The sequence below is a fragment of the Serinicoccus hydrothermalis genome, from assembly GCF_001685415.1.
In the GTDB taxonomy this organism is placed as follows: domain Bacteria; phylum Actinomycetota; class Actinomycetes; order Actinomycetales; family Dermatophilaceae; genus Ornithinicoccus; species Ornithinicoccus hydrothermalis.
Genome location: NZ_CP014989.1, coordinates 1709239 through 1730618, shown reverse-complemented (window position 1 = coordinate 1730618; position 21380 = coordinate 1709239). Strand labels below are relative to the sequence as shown.

The 21380-nt window shown below is 72.5% G+C and carries 20 protein-coding genes; 15 read left to right on the top strand and 5 right to left on the bottom strand.

Going from position 1 to position 21380, the window contains the following annotated elements:
* Positions 1–16: 16 nt before the first annotated feature.
* The 3 genes from SGUI_RS07960 to SGUI_RS07950 all read left to right on the top strand — a co-directional run bounded on the left by SGUI_RS07960 (position 17) and on the right by SGUI_RS07950 (position 3433).
* On the top strand, positions 17–1015 hold the full coding sequence (locus tag SGUI_RS07960; RefSeq protein WP_237141477.1) for a threo-3-hydroxy-L-aspartate ammonia-lyase: 999 nt from the start codon (positions 17–19) through the stop codon (positions 1013–1015).
* A 70-nt stretch (positions 1016–1085) separates the two neighbouring features.
* Positions 1086–2192 carry an ATP-binding protein gene (locus SGUI_RS07955; protein ID WP_066638517.1) on the top strand — a complete coding sequence of 369 codons (1107 nt, stop codon included), beginning with the start codon at positions 1086–1088 and terminating at the stop codon, positions 2190–2192.
* The gene (locus SGUI_RS07950; RefSeq protein ID WP_066638515.1) at positions 2189–3433 is read left to right on the top strand and encodes an MFS transporter; all 1245 of its coding nucleotides are present in this window, start codon (positions 2189–2191) and stop codon (positions 3431–3433) included. The genes SGUI_RS07955 and SGUI_RS07950 overlap by 4 nt, the downstream gene beginning before the upstream one ends.
* Positions 3434–3598: 165 nt before the next feature.
* On the opposite strand, the gene SGUI_RS07945 is transcribed toward SGUI_RS07950, so the two are convergent.
* Complete coding sequence (locus SGUI_RS07945) at positions 3599–4114, bottom strand: O-acetyl-ADP-ribose deacetylase (RefSeq protein ID WP_066638513.1); 516 nt, start codon at positions 4112–4114, stop codon at positions 3599–3601.
* Between the two features lie 58 nt (positions 4115–4172).
* Here SGUI_RS07945 and SGUI_RS07940 point away from each other — a divergent pair, with 58 nt between their 5' ends.
* From SGUI_RS07940 to SGUI_RS07905, 8 genes are all read left to right on the top strand, one after another.
* Entirely contained in the window at positions 4173–4976 is an 804-nt protein-coding gene (locus SGUI_RS07940) for a ZIP family metal transporter (protein WP_066638510.1), read from the top strand.
* A gap of 120 nt (positions 4977–5096) precedes the next feature.
* On the top strand, positions 5097–7667 hold the full coding sequence (clpB, locus tag SGUI_RS07935; protein ID WP_066638507.1) for an ATP-dependent chaperone ClpB: 2571 nt from the start codon (positions 5097–5099) through the stop codon (positions 7665–7667).
* A 206-nt stretch (positions 7668–7873) separates the two neighbouring features.
* The gene (gene pstS / locus SGUI_RS07930) at positions 7874–8983 is read left to right on the top strand and encodes a phosphate ABC transporter substrate-binding protein PstS (protein ID WP_066638504.1); all 1110 of its coding nucleotides are present in this window, start codon (positions 7874–7876) and stop codon (positions 8981–8983) included.
* Positions 8984–9088: 105 nt separating this feature from the next.
* Entirely contained in the window at positions 9089–10063 is a 975-nt protein-coding gene (pstC, locus tag SGUI_RS07925; protein WP_066638502.1) for a phosphate ABC transporter permease subunit PstC, read from the top strand.
* Positions 10063–11202 (top strand): phosphate ABC transporter permease PstA, encoded by a 1140-nt coding sequence (pstA, locus tag SGUI_RS07920; protein WP_066638500.1) that lies wholly within the window; start codon positions 10063–10065, stop codon positions 11200–11202. Before pstC ends, pstA begins: the two co-directional genes overlap by 1 nt.
* A gap of 38 nt (positions 11203–11240) precedes the next feature.
* Positions 11241–12020: a phosphate ABC transporter ATP-binding protein PstB gene (gene pstB / locus SGUI_RS07915; protein ID WP_066638497.1), complete on the top strand. Its 780-nt coding sequence runs from the start codon at positions 11241–11243 to the stop codon at positions 12018–12020.
* Positions 12021–12089: 69 nt separating this feature from the next.
* The gene (locus SGUI_RS07910; protein WP_083190569.1) at positions 12090–12830 is read left to right on the top strand and encodes an LppX_LprAFG lipoprotein; all 741 of its coding nucleotides are present in this window, start codon (positions 12090–12092) and stop codon (positions 12828–12830) included.
* Positions 12831–12922: 92 nt separating this feature from the next.
* Positions 12923–14677, top strand: coding sequence for an MFS transporter (locus SGUI_RS07905; protein WP_237141476.1), 1755 nt, complete (start codon positions 12923–12925; stop codon positions 14675–14677).
* Here the strand turns inward: SGUI_RS07905 and SGUI_RS07900 are convergent.
* Complete coding sequence (locus SGUI_RS07900) at positions 14644–15522, bottom strand: ribonuclease HI family protein (protein ID WP_066638491.1); 879 nt, start codon at positions 15520–15522, stop codon at positions 14644–14646. The genes SGUI_RS07905 and SGUI_RS07900 overlap by 34 nt on opposite strands.
* A gap of 101 nt (positions 15523–15623) precedes the next feature.
* The gene (locus SGUI_RS07895) at positions 15624–16115 is read right to left on the bottom strand and encodes a DinB family protein (RefSeq protein WP_066638488.1); all 492 of its coding nucleotides are present in this window, start codon (positions 16113–16115) and stop codon (positions 15624–15626) included.
* 41 nt (positions 16116–16156) lie between these two features.
* On the opposite strand from SGUI_RS07895, the gene SGUI_RS07890 reads away from it, so the two are divergent.
* Together SGUI_RS07890 and SGUI_RS07885 are read left to right on the top strand one after the other, a co-directional pair.
* A complete protein-coding gene (locus SGUI_RS07890) occupies positions 16157–16738 on the top strand; it encodes an HhH-GPD-type base excision DNA repair protein (protein WP_066638485.1) in 582 nt (193 codons plus the stop codon).
* Positions 16735–17961 (top strand): MFS transporter, encoded by a 1227-nt coding sequence (locus tag SGUI_RS07885; protein WP_237141475.1) that lies wholly within the window; start codon positions 16735–16737, stop codon positions 17959–17961. The genes SGUI_RS07890 and SGUI_RS07885 overlap by 4 nt, the downstream gene beginning before the upstream one ends.
* A 100-nt stretch (positions 17962–18061) precedes the next feature.
* Here the strand turns inward: SGUI_RS07885 and SGUI_RS07880 are convergent, their stop codons facing one another.
* A complete protein-coding gene (locus SGUI_RS07880; RefSeq protein WP_066638478.1) occupies positions 18062–18859 on the bottom strand; it encodes an exodeoxyribonuclease III in 798 nt (265 codons plus the stop codon).
* A gap of 181 nt (positions 18860–19040) precedes the next feature.
* Here SGUI_RS07880 and SGUI_RS07875 point away from each other — a divergent pair, with 181 nt between their 5' ends.
* Together SGUI_RS07875 and aztD are read left to right on the top strand one after the other, a co-directional pair.
* Complete coding sequence (locus tag SGUI_RS07875) at positions 19041–19463, top strand: hypothetical protein (protein ID WP_066638475.1); 423 nt, start codon at positions 19041–19043, stop codon at positions 19461–19463.
* Positions 19464–19567: 104 nt separating this feature from the next.
* Positions 19568–20965, top strand: a complete 1398-nt coding sequence (aztD, locus tag SGUI_RS07870; RefSeq protein WP_066638470.1) for a zinc metallochaperone AztD — start codon at positions 19568–19570, stop codon at positions 20963–20965.
* On the opposite strand, the gene SGUI_RS07865 is transcribed toward aztD, so the two are convergent.
* A complete protein-coding gene (locus SGUI_RS07865) occupies positions 20966–21376 on the bottom strand; it encodes an SRPBCC family protein (protein ID WP_066638467.1) in 411 nt (136 codons plus the stop codon).
* Between the last annotated feature and the right edge of the window lie 4 nt (positions 21377–21380).

The window sequence follows — 21380 nt, the reverse complement described above, 5'->3', positions numbered from 1 at the left end:
TGCCGAGGGGCGGGCGATGCCGCAGGCTGCGGGTATGCCCGAGCTCCCCACCTACGCCGACGTCGAGGCGGCAGCCGCCACGCTGGCCGGGGTCGCCCACCGCACGCCGGTCCTCACCTCGCGCCGGCTGGACGCGGTGGTCGGCGCCGAGGTGCTGCTCAAGGCCGAGCACCTCCAGCGCGTCGGCGCCTTCAAGTTCCGCGGCGCCTTCACCGCGCTCTCCGCCTTCGACGACGGGCAGCGGGCGGCCGGGGTCGTCGCGTACTCCTCCGGCAACCACGCCCAGGCGGTCGCGCTCGCGGCCCGGGAGCTGGGCATACCCGCCACCATCGTCATGCCGCTCGACGCGCCCGAGCTCAAGGTCGAGGCGACGCAGGGCTACGGCGCCGAGGTGGTGCGCTACGACCGCTACACGCAGGACCGCGAGCAGATCGGGCGCGCCCTCGCCGACGAGCGGGGCGCCACGGTGATCCCGCCCTACGACCACCCGCACGTCATCGCCGGCCAGGGCACCGCGGTCAGGGAGCTCGTCGAGGACGCCGGTCCGCTCGACGTGCTCGTGACCCCGCTCGGCGGCGGCGGGCTGCTCTCCGGGTCGATCCTCGCGGCCCGGCAGCTCTCGCCGGGGGTCCGCGTCTACGGCGTGGAGCCGGCGGCGGGGGACGACGCGAGGCGCTCGATGGCGGAGGGCCGCATCGTCCACATCGACACCCCGGTCACCATCGCGGACGGGGCGCAGACCCAGCACCTCGGCGAGCTGACCTTCCCGATCCTGCGCGCCGGCGTGGAGGAGGTCGTCACCGCGACCGACGACGAGCTGATCGAGGCGATGCGACTGGTCGCGGGCACCCTCAAGCAGGTGGTCGAGCCGACCGGCGTGCTCGGCCTGGCGGGAGTGCTGAGTGGGGCCGTGCCGGTGCGGCCGGGCGAGCGGGTCGGCGTGGTGCTCACCGGGGGCAACGTCGACCTGGCCCGGTATGCCCGGCTCCTGGGTGGCGAGGCGACCGATGGGTAAAATAAGTAAAATCATCTCTCGCCGGTAAAACAGATCAAACACGGAGCGTTCCGGGAAAGGCGTGACAGACGTGCCCAGGCGAGGAAACCCCTTCCGGCCCAGCTTCGGCGCCAGCCCGCGCGTCGTCGCGGGCCGCGGCGACCTGCTCGAGGAGTTCGACGTCGCCCTCGACGAGGGCCCCGGCTCGCCCATGCGCTCGATCCTCGTGAGCGGCGCCCGGGGGATGGGCAAGACCGTCGTGCTCAACGAGCTCGAGGAGCGGGCCCGCACCCGGGGGTGGCACGTCATCCGGCTGCCCGAGGGGCCGGGCCTCCTGGACGAGCTGGAGCGCAGCGTCCTGCCCGCCCACCTGGCCGAGCACGACCCGGACGCCGAGCGGCGCCGCGTCACGGGCGGCGGGATCAGCGCGGTCGGGTCGCTGGCCACCGAGACGACGGAGACCTACCCGACGAGCCAGAGCGTCGCCACCATGCTCCAGCGCCTCACGGAGATCGCCGAGTCGCACGGCACCGGGGTGCTCCTCACGCTGGACGAGGTGCAGGCCGCGCCGGTCGAGGACGTCGCACGGCTCGCGTCGGCATACCAGCACCTGCTGCGCGACGAGCGCGAGGTCGCCTTCGTCGGGGCGGGGCTGCCCGCCGGCATCGGGACGCTGCTGGCCCAGCAGGGCTCGACCTTCCTGCGGCGGGCCGAGCGGGTCGACCTGGAGCCGCTGCGCCAGGAGGAGGTGCGCGACGCCGCGGTGCAGACCGTGCGTGGGGCCGGGCGCGTCATCAGCCCGGAGGCGGTGGAGCGGCTCGCCGTCATCGCCCACGGCTACCCCTACCTGCTGCAGCTCGTCGGCTACCAGGCCTGGCGCGCGGCGGGGGACGGTGAGGTCATCACCGAGGCCGACGTCGAGACGACCCTGCCGCTCGTCGTGGACCGCATGAGCCGCCTGGTCCACACACCCGCCCTGCGCGAGCTGCCGCAGGGCCAGCTGGACTACCTCCAGGCCATGTCGATCGACGACGGGCCCTCCTCGACCGGCGAGGTCGCGGCCCGGCTCGGCGTGAGCAAGCAGCACGGCAACGTCGTCCGCGGCCGCCTCATCGACCGCGAGCTCATCGTCCCGGCCGGACACGGCCTCGTCGACGTCGCCCTGCCCTACCTGCGCGAGCACCTGAGGCGCCGGTGAGCGCCCCCACGGCCGAGCGGGTCCGCATACCGTCCGAGATCTGGATCCTCGTCGGCGCCTCCTTCGTCATCGCCGTCGGCTTCGGACTCGTCTCGCCGGTGCTGCCCGGCTTCGCCCGCTCCTTCGACGTCGGGGCCACCGCCGCCACGATCGTCGTGTCCGCCTTCGCCTTCTGCCGCCTCGTCTTCGCCCCCGCCGGCGGCCGGTTGGTCCAGCGGCTGGGGGAGCGCCCGGTCTACCTCACCGGGCTCATGGTCGTGGCGGTCTCCTCGCTGGCCACGGCCTTCGCCCAGAGCTACTGGCAGCTGCTCGTCTTCCGCGGCCTCGGCGGCCTGGGCTCGACGATGTTCACCATCTCGGCCATCGCCCTCGTGGTCGGGCTGGCGCCGCCCGGCATCCGCGGGCGGGTCTCCTCGCTGTGGGGCAGCTCGTTCATCATCGGCAGCATGGTGGGGCCGGTCATCGGCGGCCTCATCGCCCAGTGGGGCATGCGCGTGCCCTTCGTCGTGTATGCCGTCGCCCTCGTTGTCGCCGCCCTCGTCGTCGCCGTGGGGCTCGGCGGGGCGCGCCTGCGGCCGCCGCCCGGTGAGGCCGACCGCCCCGTGCTCACGGTGCGAGAAGCGCTGGGGGAGAAGGCATACCGTGCCGCGCTGGCGTGCGGCGTGGCCAACGGGTGGGCCAACCTCGGCGTCCGGATGGCGGTGATCCCGCTGCTGGCCGCTGCCGTGCGCGACGAGACCTGGGTGGCCGGTGCGACGCTGACCACCGCTGCGCTCGGCACGGCGATCACCCTCCAGGTCACGGGCCGGCTCGCCGACCGGGTCGGGCGCCGGCCCCTCATCATCGCCGGGATGGTCACCTCCGGGGTGTCGCTCGGGATGCTGGGGCTGAGCCTGCTGCCCGGGCTCGGGGCGGCCTCCTCGCTGGCGGTGCTGCTCGGGCTGAGCCTGGTCTCCGGGGTGGGAGCGGGTTTCGTCAACCCGGCGCAGCAGGCGGCGATCGCCGACATCGTCGGTCAGGAGCGCAACGGGGGCACGGTCCTGTCGACCTACCAGATGGCCACCGACAGCGGGGTGATCGTCGGACCCGTGCTCACCGGGCTGGTCGTCGACCTCGTCGGCTTCGGCCCGGCGCTGGCGACCACCGGAGCCGTCAGCCTCCTGGGCGCCCTGATCTGGCTCCGTGCACCGGAGACCCTCGCGCCGGCCACGCAGCCGCCGACCGCCGCCTCCACCCCCTGACAGCGCCCCCACCCCCTGACAGCGCCCCCACCCCCTGAGCCCGGAGTGCGGTCACCTTCCTGCAACCTTCATCACCCTCTAGCGCGATGAAGGTTGCAGGAAGGTGACCGCACTCCGGCGGGGGCGGGGCGGGCGGGCGGCGGGGCTGGGCAGCGGGGGACAGGATTACGCCAGGGCCTGCTCGAAGCGGGCGAGCACGTCCTCGCTGAAGAGCACGAAGCGCACCTCCTCGACGCCCGGCACGACCTCGGCGGTATGCCGCACCGTCGCCACCGCGACCCGCGCCACCTCGCCCGGGTCCCAGCCGTAGACCCCGGCGCTGATCGCGGGGAAGGCCACCGAGGCGGCCCCGACCTCCTGGGCCACCTCGAGGCTGCGCCGGAAGCACGAGGCGAGCAGCTCGGGGTCGGTCTGCCCGCGGTGGCGGTTGGGGCCGACCGTGTGGATGACCCACCGCGCCGGCATCCTCCCGGCCCCGGTCGCGACCGCCTCGCCGACAGGCAGCCCGTCGTGCCAGCGCGCCGCCCGCACCCGCCGGCACTCCTTGAGCAGCTCCGGCCCCGCGGCCGCGTGGATCGCCCCGTCCACGCCCCCGCCGCCCAGGAGCGTCGAGTTCGCGGCGTTGACCACCGCGTCCACGTCCGCCTCGGTGATGTCGCCGACCTCTGTCGTGATCTCCATGGGCCCATGGTGGCGCGGTCGGGCATACTTCGCACGGCAGTCCCCGAGGAGGTATGCCGTGGCCCTGGCGCTCGCCGTCACCGTGCTCGCCGGGCTGTCGACCTGCGTCGGTGGCTGGCTGGGCACGAGGCGCGTCGCGCTGCGCCCCGGCGTGATGGCGGCGGCGCTGTGCTTCGCGGCGGGGGTCATGATCACCATCTCCGTCCTCGAGATCGCGCCCTCGGCGCAGCGCGCACTGTCCGAGGTCGTCGGTGGCCGGGCCGCCCTGCTCTGGGTGCTGGGGGCGATGGTGGTCGGCGGCGCCGTCGTCCACCTCTTCTGCCACCTCATGCCGCACCGCTTCACCCCGGCCGAGGCCGGGGGCGGCGAGGACCTGCGGCGGATCCGGTCCGGCGAGCTCGACGTCGGGCTGCTCCGCACCGGCCTGCTCCTCGCCGGCGTCGTCGGGCTGCACAACCTCCCCGAGGGCCTGGCCACGCTGGTGGCCACCCTCGACGACCCGAGGGTGGGGGTGGTGCTGGCGGCGGCCATCGCCATCCACAACATCCCCGAGGGCCTGGTCGTCGCGGCGCCCATCTACGCCGCCACGGGCAGCCGCCGGCGGGCCATGCTCTGGGCGGCGGCCTCGGGGCTGGCCGAGCCGGTCGGGGCGGTCCTCGGCTACCTCGCGCTTCGGGCCCTGCTCCCCGTCGAGTGGGTCGACCTCTCGCTGGCGCTCGTCGCCGGCATGATGATCGCGGTCAGCCTCGTCGAGCTGATCCCCACCGCCCTGCGGTATGCCGCCCGCCGCCGTGACCTGGTCGCCGGCTTCTCCCTCGGCGCCGTGGTCATGGGCCTGTCCCTGGCTCTCCTGACGCTGTAGTCAAAGTTGAGCGGAATGGACTCAACTTTACCGGCGTTGTCCTCGTCAGACATTCTTGACACCACCTGAAGGGGCCGACCACGCGCGCGTGTCCTCGGCCGGGAGGAGCACCGCACCACCATGGATCTCAACCTCACCACCAAGGCCCAGGAGGCCCTGTCCACCGCCGTCCGCGACGCCGCCGCGGCCGGCCACGCCCAGGTCGAGCCGGCCCACCTGCTCGCCTCGCTGACCCAGCAGGGCGACACGACGACCGGACCGCTGCTCGAGTCGGCCGGCAGCACCCCGCAGGCCGCCAAGCAGGCGGCCGACGCCGCGCTGCGCTCGCTGCCCACGGCCAGCGGCAGCAGCATGGGCAACCCCGGCCTGTCCCGCTCCATGCACGCCGTCATCAAGGGCGCGCAGGACGCCATGTCGGCCATGGGGGACTCCTTCGTCTCCACCGACCACCTGCTCCTCGCGCTCGCCCGCTCCGGGGCCTTCCCTTCCCTCGACGCCGACGCCATCGCCGAGCGGATCCCCGCCCTGCGGGGCGGCAAGCCGGTCGACTCGGCCGACCCGGAGTCGACCTTCGACGCGCTGGGCAAGTACGGCACCGACCTCACCGCCCTGGCCCGCGAGGGCAAGCTCGACCCCGTCATCGGACGCGACTCCGAGATCCGGCGCGTCGTCCAGGTCCTCTCCCGGCGCACCAAGAACAACCCCGTCCTCATCGGCGAGCCCGGCGTCGGCAAGACCGCCGTCGTCGAGGGCCTGGCCCAGCGCATCGTCGCCGGCGACGTGCCCGAGTCGCTGCGCGACAAGACGCTCATCTCCCTCGACCTCGGCTCGATGGTCGCGGGCGCGAAGTACCGCGGCGAGTTCGAGGAGCGGCTCAAGGCGGTGCTCGCCGAGATCACCGGCAGCGACGGCCAGGTCATCACCTTCATCGACGAGCTGCATACCGTCGTCGGGGCGGGCGCCAGCGGCGACTCCTCCATGGACGCCGGCAACATGCTCAAGCCGCTGCTCGCCCGCGGCGAGCTGCGCATGGTCGGCGCGACGACCCTGGACGAGTACCGCGAGAACATCGAGAAGGACCCCGCGCTGGAGCGCCGCTTCCAGCAGGTCTTCGTCGGCGAGCCCAGCGTCGAGGACACCGTCGCGATCCTGCGCGGCCTCAAGGAGCGCTACGAGGCGCACCACAAGGTGGCCATCGAGGACTCCGCGCTCGTCGCCGCGGCCGACCTCTCCGACCGCTACATCAGCGGGCGCCAGCTGCCGGACAAGGCGATCGACCTCGTCGACGAGGCGGCCAGCCGGCTGCGGATGGAGATCGACTCCTCCCCGGTCGAGATCGACCAGCTCCAGCGTCAGGTGGACCGGCTGACGATGGAGGAGATGCACCTCGCCCGCGAGGACGACGAGGCCTCGCAGGCGCGCTTGGCCAAGCTGCGCGCCGACCTCGCCGACCGGCGCGAGGAGCTGGCCGCGCTCACCGCGCGCTGGGAGGCCGAGAAGACCGGCCTCAACCGGGTCGGTGAGCTCAAGGCGCGGCTGGACGACCTGCGCACGCAGGCCGAGCGGCTGCAGCGCCAGGGTGACTACGAGGGGGCCTCGCGCCTGCTCTACGGCGAGATCCCCGCGGCCGAGTCCGAGCTCGCGACCGCGCAGGAGGAGGAGTCGGCGCTGGAGAGCGCGCCCGACAGCGTGCCGATGGTCAAGGACGAGGTGGGTGCCGACGACATCGCCGACGTCATCTCCGCCTGGACCGGCATCCCCGCCGGGCGCCTGCTCGAGGGCGAGACCGAGAAGCTGCTCCGGATGGAGGACGTCCTCGCCGAACGGCTCATCGGGCAGCGGCTGGCCGTGCGCACCGTGAGCGACGCCGTGCGTCGTGCCCGCGCCGGGATCTCCGACCCCGACCGGCCGACCGGCTCCTTCCTCTTCCTCGGACCCACCGGCGTCGGCAAGACCGAGCTCGCCAAGAGCCTGGCCGACTTCCTCTTCGACGACGAGCGCGCCATGGTGCGCATCGACATGTCGGAGTACTCCGAGCGGCACGCGGTCGCGCGCCTCATCGGCGCGCCCCCGGGGTATGTCGGGTACGACGAGGGCGGGCAGCTCACCGAGGCGGTCCGCCGGCGGCCGTACTCGGTCGTGCTGCTCGACGAGGTCGAGAAGGCCCACCCCGAGACCTTCGACATCCTGCTGCAGGTGCTCGACGACGGCCGACTCACCGACGGCCAGGGCCGCACCGTCGACTTCCGCAACGTCATCCTCGTGATGACCTCCAACCTCGGCAGCCAGTTCCTCATCGACCCCACCACCGACGCGGCCACGAAGCGCGAGCAGGTCATGGGCGCGGTGCGGGCGAGCTTCAAGCCCGAGTTCCTCAACCGGCTGGACGAGGTCGTCATCTTCGACCCGCTGAGCCAGGACGAGCTCGCGACCATCGTCGGGCTGCAGGTGGCCGAGCTGGGCCGCCGGCTGGAGGGCCGCCGCATCACGCTCGAGGTGACGGACGAGGCCTCGCGCTGGCTGGCCGAGCGCGGCTTCGACCCGGCCTACGGCGCCCGGCCGCTGCGCCGCCTGGTGCAGACCCAGATCGGCGACCGGCTGGCCCGGGCGCTGCTCGCGGGCCAGGTCCGCGACGGCTCCACCGTGGTGGTCGACGTCGACGGTGAGGGAGACGACCTGGTCCTGCGCTGAGCAGGGGCGCGACGGCATACCGTCGCCGAACCTCGAGCGTGCCGGACTTTCGTCCCTCGTTTACCGCTCGTTCATCCAACGCCGTAGAACGCGTCACGTGCGGCTCCTACTTTTCGGAAGCGTTGGCGACGCCGCCAGCGCGCCCTGGACGCGCCGGTGCCACCGGCCGGGGGTGCGACCCTGACAGACGTTGAGAGAGGTTCCCCGTGAAGCAGCACCGCTTGACCCGCACGGTCGCCATCGCCATGGCGGCGTCCTTCGCGCTCGCCGCCTGCGGCGGCGACGACGACAGCAGCTCGGACGCCGGCGGCGCCGAGAGCGGTTCCGAGGGCGGCGACGCCCTTTCCGGTCGCCTGGTCGGCGCCGGCGCCTCCTCCCAGGAGTCGGCCATGACCGCATGGATCGCCGGTTACCTCGAGGTCGAGCCCGAGGTCGAGGTGCAGTACGACGCCGTCGGCTCGGGGGCGGGTCGCGAGCAGTTCCTGGCCGGAGCCACCGACTTCGCGGGCTCGGACGCCTACCTGGACGAGGAGGAGCGGGGCATGGTCGGGGACGCCTGTGCCAGCGGCGAGGCGATCAACTTCCCGATGTACATCTCCCCGGTCGCCGTCCCCTACAACCTGCCCGGCGTCGACGAGCTCAACCTCGCGCCGGAGGTGCTCGCCGGGATCATGAACGGCGACATCACCATGTGGAACGACGAGGCCATCGCCGCCGACAACCCTGACGCCGACCTGCCCGAGCAGGAGATCACGGTGGTCCACCGTTCCGACGAGTCCGGCACCACCGAGAACTTCATGGAGTACCTCACCGCCGCGGCCCCGGACGCGTGGCCGCACGAGGCCTCCGACGCGTGGCCGATCGAGGGCGGCGAGGCCGCAGCGCAGACCACCGGGGTCATGCAGGTCATCAACTCCACCGAGGGCACCATCGGGTATGCCGACGCCTCGGCCGTGACCGGTCAGTCCGCGTCCATCGGGGTCGGGGAGGAGTTTGTGCCCTTCTCGCCGGAGGCGGCGGCCAAGGTCGTCGAGACCTCCGAGTCGGCGGACACGGGCGTCGAGGGCGACCTCGCCCTGGACCTCGCGCGGGACACCACCGAGTCGGGCGCCTACCCCATCGTGCTGGTGAGCTACCACATCGCCTGCAAGGAGTACGACGACGCCGACCGCGCCAACAACGTCAAGGCGTTCCTGTCCTACGTGGCCTCCGAGGAGGGCCAGCAGGCGGCGTCCGACGCGGCCGGCTCGGCCCCGATCGGTGAGAACACCCGGGAGCAGATCATGTCCTCGATCGACATGATCCAGGGCGGCTGAGCCCGTCCGACATCGAGTTGACGCCATGACGGCGGACGTCGCCCCCGGGGACGTCCGTCGTCATGTGCGTGACACGGCCCGACGACCGCAGACGAGAGGTACACGATGAGCACAGCGCAGCCTGATCCGGGACCGAACGGCGGCGTCGCCACGGCCGAGCCGCCGGCCGCGAACGGCAAGGCGAAGCGGCGCGCCGGAGACGTCGTCTTCAGTGGCGCGTCCCTCTTCTCCGGCGTCCTCATCCTCCTGATCCTCGCCTTGGTGGCGATCTTCCTGGTGTGGCAGGGTATGCCGGCCCTCACCGCGCCCGCAGAGGAGATCAGCGGGGGCAACGGGTTCTGGAGCTACGTCTGGCCCATGCTGCTGGGCACGATCGTCTCCTCGGTCGTCGCGCTGCTCATCGCCACCCCGATCGCGGTGGGCATCGCACTGTTCGTCTCCCACTACGCGCCGCCCCGCATCGGCCAGGCCATCGGGTTCGTCATCGACCTGCTGGCCGCGGTGCCCTCGGTCGTCTTCGGCATGTGGGGCCTGTTCGTCTTCGCCCCCCGGCTGCGGCCGCTCTTCGAGTGGCTCGAGGCCAACCTCGGGTTCCTGCCCTTCTTCCAGGACAGCTCGGCCACCGGACGCACCCTCATGACCGCCTCGATCGTGCTGGCCGTCATGATCCTGCCGATCATCACCTCGGTCTCCCGCGAGGTCTTCCTGCAGACGCCGCGGCTCCACGAGGAGGCGGCGCTCGCCCTCGGGGCGACCCAGTGGGAGATGATCCGCACCGCGGTCATCCCCTTCGGCGGCCCGGGGGTCATCGGTGGGGTGATGCTCGGCCTGGGGCGGGCTCTCGGCGAGACGATGGCGGTGGCCATCATCCTCTCGCCCGGCGTCTTCACCTGGAACCTCATCGGTGGTGGCAACAACACCATCCCGGCCGAGATCGCCCTGAACTTCCCGGAGGCGGCAGGCCTGCGGCTCTCTGAGCTCATCGCCGCCGGTCTCGTCCTCTTCATCCTCACCCTGGCCGTCAACCTGATCGCTCGCTGGATCGTCGAGCGTCGGTCCGAGTTCTCCGGAGCCAACTGATGAGCACCACCACCCAGACCACCCAGACCCCCCGGCAGGACGACGAACCGAGCTACATCCCCTCACCGGTCCGGGCCACGAGCTCGCGGCCGCTGCTGCTCATCGGCGCCGGGGCGGTGCTGCTCTGGCTGCTGCTCTGGTTCGTCGTCGACCTGCACCCGGTTTTCGCGCTGGTCGTGTCCTACCTCGCCTTCCTCGCCACGTCGTGGGCGACCTACCGCGCCACCGGCGGGTCCCGTGTGGCCACCGACGTCGTGATGCGCTGGCTGGTCTACGCCGCCTTCATCTGCGCCATCGTGCCCCTCGTCTCGATGCTCTGGACCGTGTTCAGCCAGGGCTTGCCGCTGGCCTTCAGCCCGGGGTTCTGGACCCAGGACATGGTCGGGATCACCGGGGCCGACGACCAGGCATACGCCAACGGGGAGACGAGCACGCTGGCCGGCGGTGCCGGGCACGCCATCGTCGGCACCCTCATCATCACCGGCGCCGCGGCGCTCATCTCGGTGCCGATCGGCCTGTTCACCGCGATCTACCTGGTGGAGTACGGCGGCAGCAACCACCTGTCCAAGGGGATCCGCTTCCTCGTCGACGTCATGACCGGCATCCCGTCCATCGTCGCCGGCCTCTTCGCCTTCGCGCTCTTCACGCAGGTGGTCGGCATCCGGGACGCCAAGATGGGCATCGCCGGGGCGGTCGCCCTGTCGGTGCTCATGATCCCGACCGTCGTCCGCAACAGCGAGGAGATGCTGCGGATCGTCCCCAACGAGCTGCGCGAGGCCTCGCTGGCCCTGGGTGTGCCGAAGTGGCGCACCATCGCCAAGGTCGTGCTGCCGACAGCCGCGTCGGGCCTGGCCTCGGGCATCACCCTGGCCATCGCCCGCGTCATCGGTGAGACGGCGCCGCTGCTGGTGGCCATCGGCTTCGCGCGCAGCTTCAACACCAACATGTTCGAGGGGCCGATCAACAGCCTGGCGGTCTACACCTACTGGATGTTCACCAAGCCGCTGGACCCGGCGCTCATCGAGCCGAGCCGGGAGCGGGCGTGGGCGGCGGCGCTGCTCCTGGTGCTCATCGTCGTGGCGCTCAACCTGGCCGCGCGCGCCATCGCGAAGTTCTTCGCCCCCAAGACCGGCCGCTGACGGCATACCCCCTGTTCCGAGAAGAGAGAATCACTGATATGTCCAAGCGCATCGACGTCAAGGATCTCGACATCTACTACGGCGACTTCCACGCCGTGAAGACGGTGTCGATGACCATCGAGCCGCGATCCGTGACCGCCTTCATCGGCCCGTCCGGCTGCGGCAAGTCGACCGTGCTCCGCACCCTCAACCGAATGCACGAGGTCATCCCGGGCGCCTACGTCAAGGGCGAGGTCGCCATCGACGGGACCAACCTCTACGGACGCGGCGTCGACCCGGTCGACGTGCGTCGGCAGGTCGGCATGGTCTTCCAGCGACCCAACCCCTTCCCGACCATGACGATCAAGGAGAACGTCCTCGCGGGCGTGCGGCTCAACAGCAAGCGCATCTCCAGCAAGGCCGCCGACGAGCTGACCGAGAAGTCGCTGCGCGGTGCCAACCTGTGGAACGAGGTCAAGGACCGGCTGGACAAGCCGGGCTCGGGGCTGTCCGGTGGCCAGCAGCAGCGCCTGTGCATCGCGCGGGCCATCGCGATCCAGCCGGAGGTCATCCTCATGGACGAGCCGTGCTCGGCGCTCGACCCGATCTCGACGCTCGCGATCGAGGACCTCATCAACGAGCTCAAGGACAAGTACACCGTCGTCATCGTCACGCACAACATGCAGCAGGCGGCGCGCGTCTCGGACAAGACCGGCTTCTTCAACCTCGAGGCCACCGGCAAGCCGGGGGAGCTCGTGGAGTACGACAGCACGCAGAACATCTTCAACAACCCCAGCCAGCAGGCGACCGAGGACTACATCTCCGGCCGCTTCGGCTAAGACTCCCCTCTCGATCTCCGCTCGACCGGCCGTACGGTCTGTCGGGGACGGGTGCGTGATACTGAAGGTATGAGGTCTCCCGGCGCACGGCATACCCGCGGCTCGAGCATGCTCGGGGTGGTGGGGCTCGCCGCCCTCGTCGCGCTCGCGGGGTGCTCCGACGACGACGGCGAGGAGAGCGCGACCAGCTCGGCGCCGCCCCCGACGGCGCAGGACCGGCTGGAGCAGGCCCACGGGGTCCTCACCGACGCTGGGTCGGTCCACCTGACCATGGCCGGCGCCGACCTGCCCGAGGAGGAGAGCTCCTACATCATCAGCGCCGACGGCAGCGGCACGATGGACCCGCCCGCCTTCGACGGCACGATCACCGCGGTCGTGGCCGGGGTCCAGGCCGACATCCCGACCGTCGCGCTCGACGGCCAGCTCTTCGTGAAGCTGCCCTACGTGCCCGCGCACGTCAACACCGACCCGGAGGAGCTGGGCGTGCCCGACCCGGCCACGCTCTTCGACCGGGAGAGCGGCCTGGTGTCGCTGCTCACCCAGACCGACGACCCTCAGTTCGGCGAGCGCTCCCGGGCCGGGGCCGAGGTGGTGCAGCAGGTCGTGGGCACGCTGCCCGGCGAGATCGTCACCGCCCTGCTCTACGCCGGGGACGCCGAGTCCTCCTTCGACGTCACCTACGGGCTGGTCGAGGAGTCCTGGCAGGTCCGCAGCGTCGAGATCACCGGTCCGTTCTACCCCCCGACGACCTCGACCTACACCGTGACCCTCGACCAGTACGGCGAGCCGGTCACGGTCACCGAGCCCTAGTGCCGGCGGGGGATCAGGGGGTCGCAGCGGGCGCTGCGGCTGGTCGTCCGGCTCGGGGGGCGCGGGCGCTGCTGACGGTCGCCGCGCTCGCGGTGGCCCTCGCCGCGGCCGACACCTACGTCGTCGTCCTGGCGCTCACGGACATGATGGCCGGCGTCGGGGTCGGCATCGAGTCGCTGCAGCGGGGGACCCCGATCATCTCGGGCTTCCTGCTCGGCTACATCGCCGTCCTGCCGCTCATCGGCCGCGTGTCCGACCTGGTCGACCGGCGCCGGATCCTGCTGTGGTGCCTGGTGGTCTTCGTCATCGGCTCGGCCGTGACCGCGGCCGCGGTCGAGCTGCCGGTCATGGTGGGGGGCCGCTTCCTCCAGGGTCTCGGCGGGGGCGGTCTGGTGCCCGCGACCCTGGCGCTGGTGGCCGACCTCTGGCCGCCCGGCCGGCGCGGTATGCCGCTGGGCGTCGTCGGCGCGGTGCAGGAGATGGGCTCGGTCGTCGGTCCGCTGCTGGGCGCGCTCGTCCTCGCCGTCGCCGGGTGGCGGGAGATCTTCTGGCTCAACGTGGCGCTCGGGCTGCTGGCCCTGGTCGGCGTCGCCGTCATCCGGCCCTCGCCCCCCACGCGCCCACCGGGCGTCGCGAATGGTTCCCCCACGCCCCACCGAGCGTCGGGGATGGTTGCCCACGGACCCACCGGGCGTCGCGGAAGGTTGGCGCGGGCGACGGCATACCTGCTGGCGGCGCTCGCGACCGTGCTCTGGACGCTGACCCTGTGGGCGCCCGAGGCCCTGACCACCTCGATCGATCTGGGTGTGCCCTTCGTGCCCTTCGACACCGCGTCGGCCTCCCGGGTCGCGACGCCGATCGGTGCAGCCGCGGCCGTGGCGACGCTGCTCCTGGTGCTCGTCACCGCGTCTCGCTGGCTGCCGCTGCTGCTGCGCGCCGACCTGCCCGGCGCCACCCTCGTGGCCATCGCCCTCGGGTCGCTCGTCCTGACCTTCTCGACGGCCAACCCGGAGGAGGAGGTGCTCGGCCCCTGGGGGGTATGGCTGCTGCCGCTGGGTGCCGCCTCGACCGTGGCCTTCCTGCTCCGGCAACGGCTCGCCGCGAACCCGCTGATCCCCGAGGGCGTCGTCCGCCGCCGGGTCTGGCCCGCGCTGGTCGTCAGCCTCCTCATCGGCGCGGCGATCGTCGCGATCGTCGTCGACGTCCCGCTGCTGTCCCGGCTCACCCAGGGCACCGACGAGACCGATGCGGCGCTGGTGCTGGTGCGCTTCCTCGTCGCCGTGCCCGTTGGTGCGCTGCTCGGGGGCTGGCTGCTGCGCCGCATCGGCCCGGGGCTGGTCGCCGCCCCGGGGCTGGCGGTCGCGGCGGTCTCGATCTTCGCGATGGCGCGCTGGGAACGGGCCTCGCTGGACGAGGTCGTCAGCACCACGCTGGCGCTGGTCGGCGCCGGGCTCGGTGTCGGTCTGGCGATCGCACCGGTCAACGACGCGGCGCTCGCCGACGCCCGCGAGGACGGTCACGGCACCGTCAGCTCGCTCGTCGTCGTGGCGCGCATGGTCGGGATGGTCGTGGGTCTGGCGCTGCTCACCTCCCTCGGCCTGCGTCGGTTCCACCTTGAGGTCGGGACGCTAGCGGACCCCACCGACACCGACGCCCTGCTCGACGCTGCCGTGGTGCAGGTGCAGACGGTCCTGACGGGTGCCGGGTATGCCGCCGCCCTCGCCGCCGTCGTCGCGCTCGCCCTCGGGGTGCGGGCAATCTCGGGCACCCGACCTGACGGCCGCGCCGCCGCTCGCGACGTGACCGCGCGGGCTCAGCCCTCGGGCGTCGCCTGGTGGAAGCGCTGACGCCACTGCTGGCCGGTGCGCTGCCACAGCGAGCTGCGCAGCGTGCTCCCGCCGTCGCCGGAGCCCCGCCACAGCACCAGGACGAGGTCCGGGCCAAGCCGCTGGGTGTCGACGACCTCGAGCTCGACCGGCTCCGCCAGCGGCGCGATCTCGGCCAGCAGCTGCTCACGGGTCCGCAGCCGCCCGGACCGGCCGACTTCCTGCCACGACGGGTGCAGCAGCCCGGCGACATCGGCCGGGTCGGCGCGCAGCTCGTCGCTGAGCAGCGAGCGTTCCAGGGCGACGACCTGGTCCTCGTCGCTGACTTCCTCGGACAGCGAGAAGAGGTCCGCCTCCGGCTGCCGGGTGGTGACTTCGAAGGCGTGCTCGGACCCGCCCGGAGACGCCCCGGCGAAACCGGGACCCGCCTCCGGCTCGCGGCCCGCGGCATACGCCTGCGCCGCGGCGTTGGCGAGGCGGTCCGCCTCCTCGTTGAGCCCGTGGCCGGCGTGCCCCTTGACCCACTGGAAGCGCACGTTGGGGCGCATCGCCGCGTCGAGCGCCTTCATGATCTCGACGTTGGCCACCGGCTTGCCGTCCCCCTTGCGCCAGCCCTTGTGCTTCCACCCCGGCATCCACTGGGTGATCGACTTGATGGCGTACTGCGAGTCGCAGTAGACGAGCAGATCCTCCTCCAGGTCCCCGGTCTGCTGCAGCAGGTCGAGCACCGCGGTCAGCTCACCCATGTTGTTGGTGCCGCGCTCCCACCCGCCGCTGGCCCACCGGTCCGCGTCGACGTACCACCCCCACCCGGCCGGTCCGGGGTTGCCGAGCGCGGATCCGTCGGCGGCTGCTTCGAGCGTCATGCAGCCCAGCCTAGGTCGCGCGGGCACGAGCACCGGCAGGACCATCGGCCCGCGCAGACATCTCGCCGGGGTATACCGCGTCTGGCTGCCCGAGCCCGGTGTCAGTCCCGAGCTGCCAGCACCTGCTCGCGCAGGATGTCCGCGTGCCCGCAGTGCTGGGCCAGCTCGCGCAGCACGTGCAGGAGCACCCACCGCAGGGGGAGGGGACCGCGACGGTTTCCCGTCAGCATCGAGTCGCCGGTCATCCCCTCGACCGCCGCGCGCGACTCCGCCACGGCCGCGGCGTGCTCGGCCAGCACCGACCCGACGGTGTCATCCGCGGTCAGCTCGAACGACTCGTCCACGGTCTCCGGGATGCCCAGCTCGGACCGCGGTCTCCCGGTGACCGCCTCTCCGAACCAGACCCGCTCTACGAAGGCCGCGTGCTTCACCAGGCCGAGCAAGGTCGTCGGCGAAGGCACCAGCGAGGCCCGCGCCTCCTCCTCGGTGAGCCCGTGGAGCGAGGCGCGCAGCATCGCCCGGTGCTGGTCGATGAAGGCCCACGCCTGCACCTCCGGGTCGGCGCCGCGCACCGCCGCGTCATCAGGCTCCATGCCGTCACCGTAGCCCCGCGACCACGCCCTACCCTGGGAGCATGAGCGACACCCTGCACCTGGTCGGCGAGGCCGAGGCCGACCGCATCCTCACCGAGCACCCGTTCGCGCTGCTCACCGGCATGCTCCTGGACCAGCAGATCCCGATGGAGGTCGCCTTCGACGGCCCGCGCAAGATCCTCGAGCGGCTCGGGTCGGTCGACCCGGCCGCGATCGCGCAGACCGACCCCGAGGAGTTCGTCGCGCTCTGTGCCACCCCGCCCTCGGTGCACCGCTTCCCGAAGTCCATGGGCCAGCGGGTGCACGACCTCGCCACCGCGGTCGTCCAGGACTACGACGGCGACAGCGCGGCGATCTGGACCCAGGGGGAGCCCGACGGCAAGGAGATCCTCAAGCGGCTCAAGGCACTCCCCGGCTACGGCGACCAGAAGGCCCGCATCTTCCTCGCCCTGCTCGGCAAGCAGCGCGGCCTGACGGCGGACGGCTGGCGCGAGGCTGCCGGCGACTACGGCCGGGACGGTGTCCACATGTCCATCGCCGACGTGACGAGCGCCGACTCCCTGCAGCAGGTGCGCGCCTACAAGAAGGAGAAGAAGGCCGCCGCCAAGGCCGCGCGCGCGTGACCGCGCACGCGCCCGAGCCGGCCGACCACGAGGAGGCCGGCCCACCTCCGCGTCCTGCGTCGGTCTGGTCCGCGCCGGGCATGGTCGCGATCGGGATCGTCGCGCTCACCGGCTTCTCCGGGTATGCCGCGCTCCTGCCGGTCGCGCCGCTGTGGGCCGTCAACGGCGGTGCCGACAGCGGCGGCGCCGGCCTGGTCAACTTCGTCCTGCTCGGCATGACCGTCGCCACCCAGTTCGCCGTCCCCTGGTCGATCAGCCGCCTCGGCTGGGCGTGGGTGCTGTCGCTGGGGATGCTCTTCCTCGGCGTGCCATCGCTGCTGCACGGGTTCACCGACGCGCTGGCACCGACCCTGGCGCTCTCGGCCGTGCGCGGGGTCGGCTTCGGCATCCTCACCGTCGCCGCCAACGCCGCCGCCGTCCTCCTCGTCGAGCCCGCGCGGCGCGGCGCGGCGGTCGGGGCATACTCGGCGGCGCTGTCGATCCCCAACGTCATCTTCATGCCGCTCGGCGGCTGGGCCGCGCAGACGCTCGGCTACTGGCCGGTCTTCGCGGTCGGCGCCATCCCGCTGCTCGGCATCCCCGCGTGCATCGCGGTCGCGCGCCACCTGCCGGCCCGGGCGACGCACCACCCTCGCCAGGCCGAGGTGGAGGAACCACCGGCGACCGTCCGCACCTACCTGGCGCTGCTCCGGCCGACCCTCGTCCTGCTCGCCGTGACCCTGGCCGGTGGCGCCGTCATCACCTTCGCCCCGCAGCTGGTCGCCCTGCCCTGGCTCTCGGCGGCCGGCCTCTTCGCCATGGGTCTGGTCTCGGCCATCACGCGCTGGCGCATCGGCGAGGTCACCGACCGCATCGGCGTGGACCGCCTGGTGGCGCCCTTCATCGTCCTGACCGTCGCGGTCTTCACCGTGATGGCGTGGCTGGTGCACGAGCCGGTCACCACGGGTCAGGCCGCAGCATGGGTGCTGACCTGCGCCTTCGTCGGCCTCTGCTACGGGGCTCTGCAGAACCTCACGATGCTCCAGGCCTTCGCCGCGGCCGGCCCGCGGCGCGTCGGCACGGCCAGCACGGTCTGGAACGCGGGCTTCGACACCGGCACGGCCAGCGGCTCGCTCCTCGTCGGTGCCGTGGCCGTGGGGGCGGGCTTCGGCTGGGGTATGGCCCTCGTCGCCGCGATCTCGCTGCTCACCCTGCCGCTCGCGCTGGTCCACGCCCGCCGCTGAGGGAGTGCGGTCACCTTCCTGCAACCTCCATCACTCTGTAGGGCGATGGAGGTTGCAGGAAGGTAACGGCACTCCGGGGTGGGGAGCGGGTGGGGAAGGGTCAGGCGATGTCCAGGACCACCGGCGCGTGGTCCGAGGCGCCCTTGCCCTTGCGCTCCTCCCGGTCGATGAAGGCGCCCTCCACCCGCGCGGCGAGGGCCGGCGAGCCGAGGCAGAAGTCGATGCGCATGCCGCGCCGCTTCGGGAAGGCCAGCTGGGTGTAGTCCCAGTAGGTGTAGGTCCCCGGGCCGGGCGTGTGCTCCCGGGTGAGGTCGGCATACCCCGCCTCCACGACGGCGCGGAAGGCCTCGCGCTCCGCCGGGCTGGTATGCGTCCGCCCCTCGTAGAACTCGACCGACCAGACGTCCTCGTCGGTCGGGGCGATGTTCCAGTCGCCCATCAGCGCGACGGGCGCCTCCGGCTGCGCGTCCAGCCACCCGGCGCCGGCCGTCCGCAGCGCCTCCAGCCACGCGAGCTTGTAGCCCAGGTGCGGGTCCTCCAACGAGCGGCCGTTGGGCACGTAGAGGCTCCATACCCGCACGCCGCCGCAGGTCGCGCCGAGCGCCCGCGCCTCGACGACGGCCTCGGCGTCCCCGGATCCCCACGTCGGCTGCCCGGGGAAGCCGACCTCGACCTGCTCCAGCCCGACCCGGCTGACGACCGCCACGCCGTTCCACTGGTTCAGCCCGACGTGCGCGACCTCGTAGCCCGCCTGCTCGAAGGGCAGCAGCGGGAACTGGTCGTCCCGGCACTTCGTCTCCTGGAGGGCGAGCACGTCCAGGTCGTGCCGCTCGAGCAGCGCGACCGCCCGGTCCACGCGGCTCCGGATGCTGTTGCAGTTCCACGTCGCGATGCGCACCGGATCACCCTATGCGCCCGCCCCCTCCCGTCGTCGCGGCCACCCGAATCCCCGCCGGCGACGAATACCCTCCACACCAGGTGCGACACAGCCACCGCTCAGGGTGCGCTGCAAGTCTCGGACCTCCGACCCCGAGAGTGAGGCCGCCATGGTCCTCGGACTACCGGCACACCCGTTGCTCGTGCACTTCGCCATCGTCCTGCTGCTGCTCGCAGCGGGCGCCCAGATCCTCGCCGTGGTCCTGCCACGCTTCCGCCGCTGGCTCGGCTGGGGTATGCCGGTGCTCGCCGTGGTCGCGGCGGTGGTCGTCCGGGTGACGCAGAGCTACGGCGACATCCTGCTCCAGACCGTGGGCAGCAGCCAGGTCCTGCAGGAGCACGGGGCCTGGGGCGTGCGCGCCGCCCTCGGCGGCATCATCCTGGCCGTCCTCAGCGTCCTGCACTGGGTCGCGACCTCGCCGTGGGGGCGATCGCGCTGGGCGGGCCGCTGGCCGGGATGGGTCGGTACCACGCTCGGGGTGCTCGCGGCCGCTGCCGCGGTCTGGGCGATCGTGGCCGTCACCCTCGCCGGGCACAGCGGTGCGACCGCGGTGTGGGGAAGCTGACGAGGAAGGGCATGGCGACGCGGTGGCTCGCGGTGCCGCGCGGGTGATGGAGGTGTGCACAGCGGGGACTTGACTCCGTCATCGAGATTGATAATGATTCCCACATGCATAGAAGCCTCCTTCTCCTGACCCTGACCGCCTCCCTCCTGCTCGCGGGCTGCGCCACCGAGCCCAGGACGTCCGGAGCCGGGACCGACGAGCAGCAGGACGACTCCAGCACCGAGGACACCGGGTCCATGGAGTCCGAGGACTCCGAGCAGACGGCGGAGGGGTCGGCCAGCGAGGACTCCGAGGCCGCCGCCACCGTGGAGGCGGCCGGTCCCACGCCCCGCCTGGCCGTGACCTACGACGGCGGCGTCCTCGTGCTCGACGCCCTGTCCCTCGAGGTCGAGGGCGACCTCGAGGCGGAGGGGTTCACCCGGCTCAACCCCGCCGGTGACGGCCGGCACCTCTTCCTCACCGAGGGCGACGCGTTCCGCCTGCTCGACGCGGGGACGTGGAGCGAGCCGCACGGCAACCACAACCACAGCTACACGACCGCCCCTGCAGTGACCGGCCTGGCCGCCGAGGGCTCGCACCCCGGCCACGTCGTACGCCATGCCGGCACGACGGCGCTCTACTTCGACGGCGCCGGCCGGATCGACCTGGTCGACCCCACCGAGCTGGACGCCACGGCCGCCGAGCTGCCGGTGACCGAGTCGATCGAGGTCGCCGACCCGCATCACGGCGTCGCGGTGCGGCTCGAGGACGGGTCGCTGCTCGAGACGGTGGGCACCGAGGAGGAGCGCACCGGGGCCAGGGTCCTCGACGCCGACGGCGAGGAGGTCGCCACCACCGACGAGTGCCCCGGGGTGCACGGGGAGACCGTCGCCGAGGGTGAGGCCGTCGTGCTGGGCTGCGAGGACGGCCCCGTGGTGTATGCCGACGGCTCGTTCACCAAGGTCGCGTCCCCGGACGACTACGGCCGGGTCGGCAACGTCGCCGGCACCGAGCTCTCCCACGTGGTCCTCGGCGACTACAAGGTGGACGAGGACGCCGAGCTGGAGCGGCCCGAGCGGGTCAGCCTGACCGACACCGAGACCGGCGAGATGCAGCTGGTCGACCTGGGCACGTCATACTCCTTCCGCTCCCTCGCCCGCGGACCGCAGGGTGAGGCGCTGGTCCTCGGGACCGACGGGGCGCTGCACGTGATCGACGCCGAGAGCGGCGAGGTCACCGAGGAGGTCCCGGTCGTCGAGGCGTGGGAGGAGCCGCTGGAGTGGCAGGAGCCGCGGCCGACCGTCTTCGTCCACGGTCAGTTCGGCTTCGTCACCGAGCCAGCCTCGAACGAGATCCACATCGTCGACCTGGACAACATGCAGGTCATCGACTCGGCCGAGCTCCCCGAGGTCCCCAACGAGGTCTCCGGGGTCTCCGGCGACCTCGAGACCGGTGACGAGGGCGGTCACCACGAGGACGGCGAGCACGACCACGAGCACGACGAGGAGGGGCACACCTCCTGATCAGGGTGCGGTGATCTGCCGCACCGCGCGCAGGTATGCCGCGCGCACGGCCGGGGCAGCCAGCGCCGCGAGGGCGTCGGGCACCCCGGTCACGGCATACCCCTGCTCCCAGCGGACCCGGGTGTCCGGCCCGGCGGCGCGCAGGCTGACCTCGATCCGGCCGCCGAGGGGGCGGCCGACCTTCTCCACGACGGCGTGCGCGGGCGGCGACCACTCGCGGACCACCATCTCGTCGTCGATCCGCACCGGCCCGAGGCGGGTCCGGGCGACGAAGCCCGCGCCCGGGCCCAGCGGCCCGCCGAGAGCGGTCGTCAGCGGGATGGCCGCGGTGTGCCGCTCGAGGTCCCAGAGCCGTCCCCAGACCTGCTCGGGCGGTCCGGGGACGAGCACGTCGAACCAGAAGGAGGCCACGGCA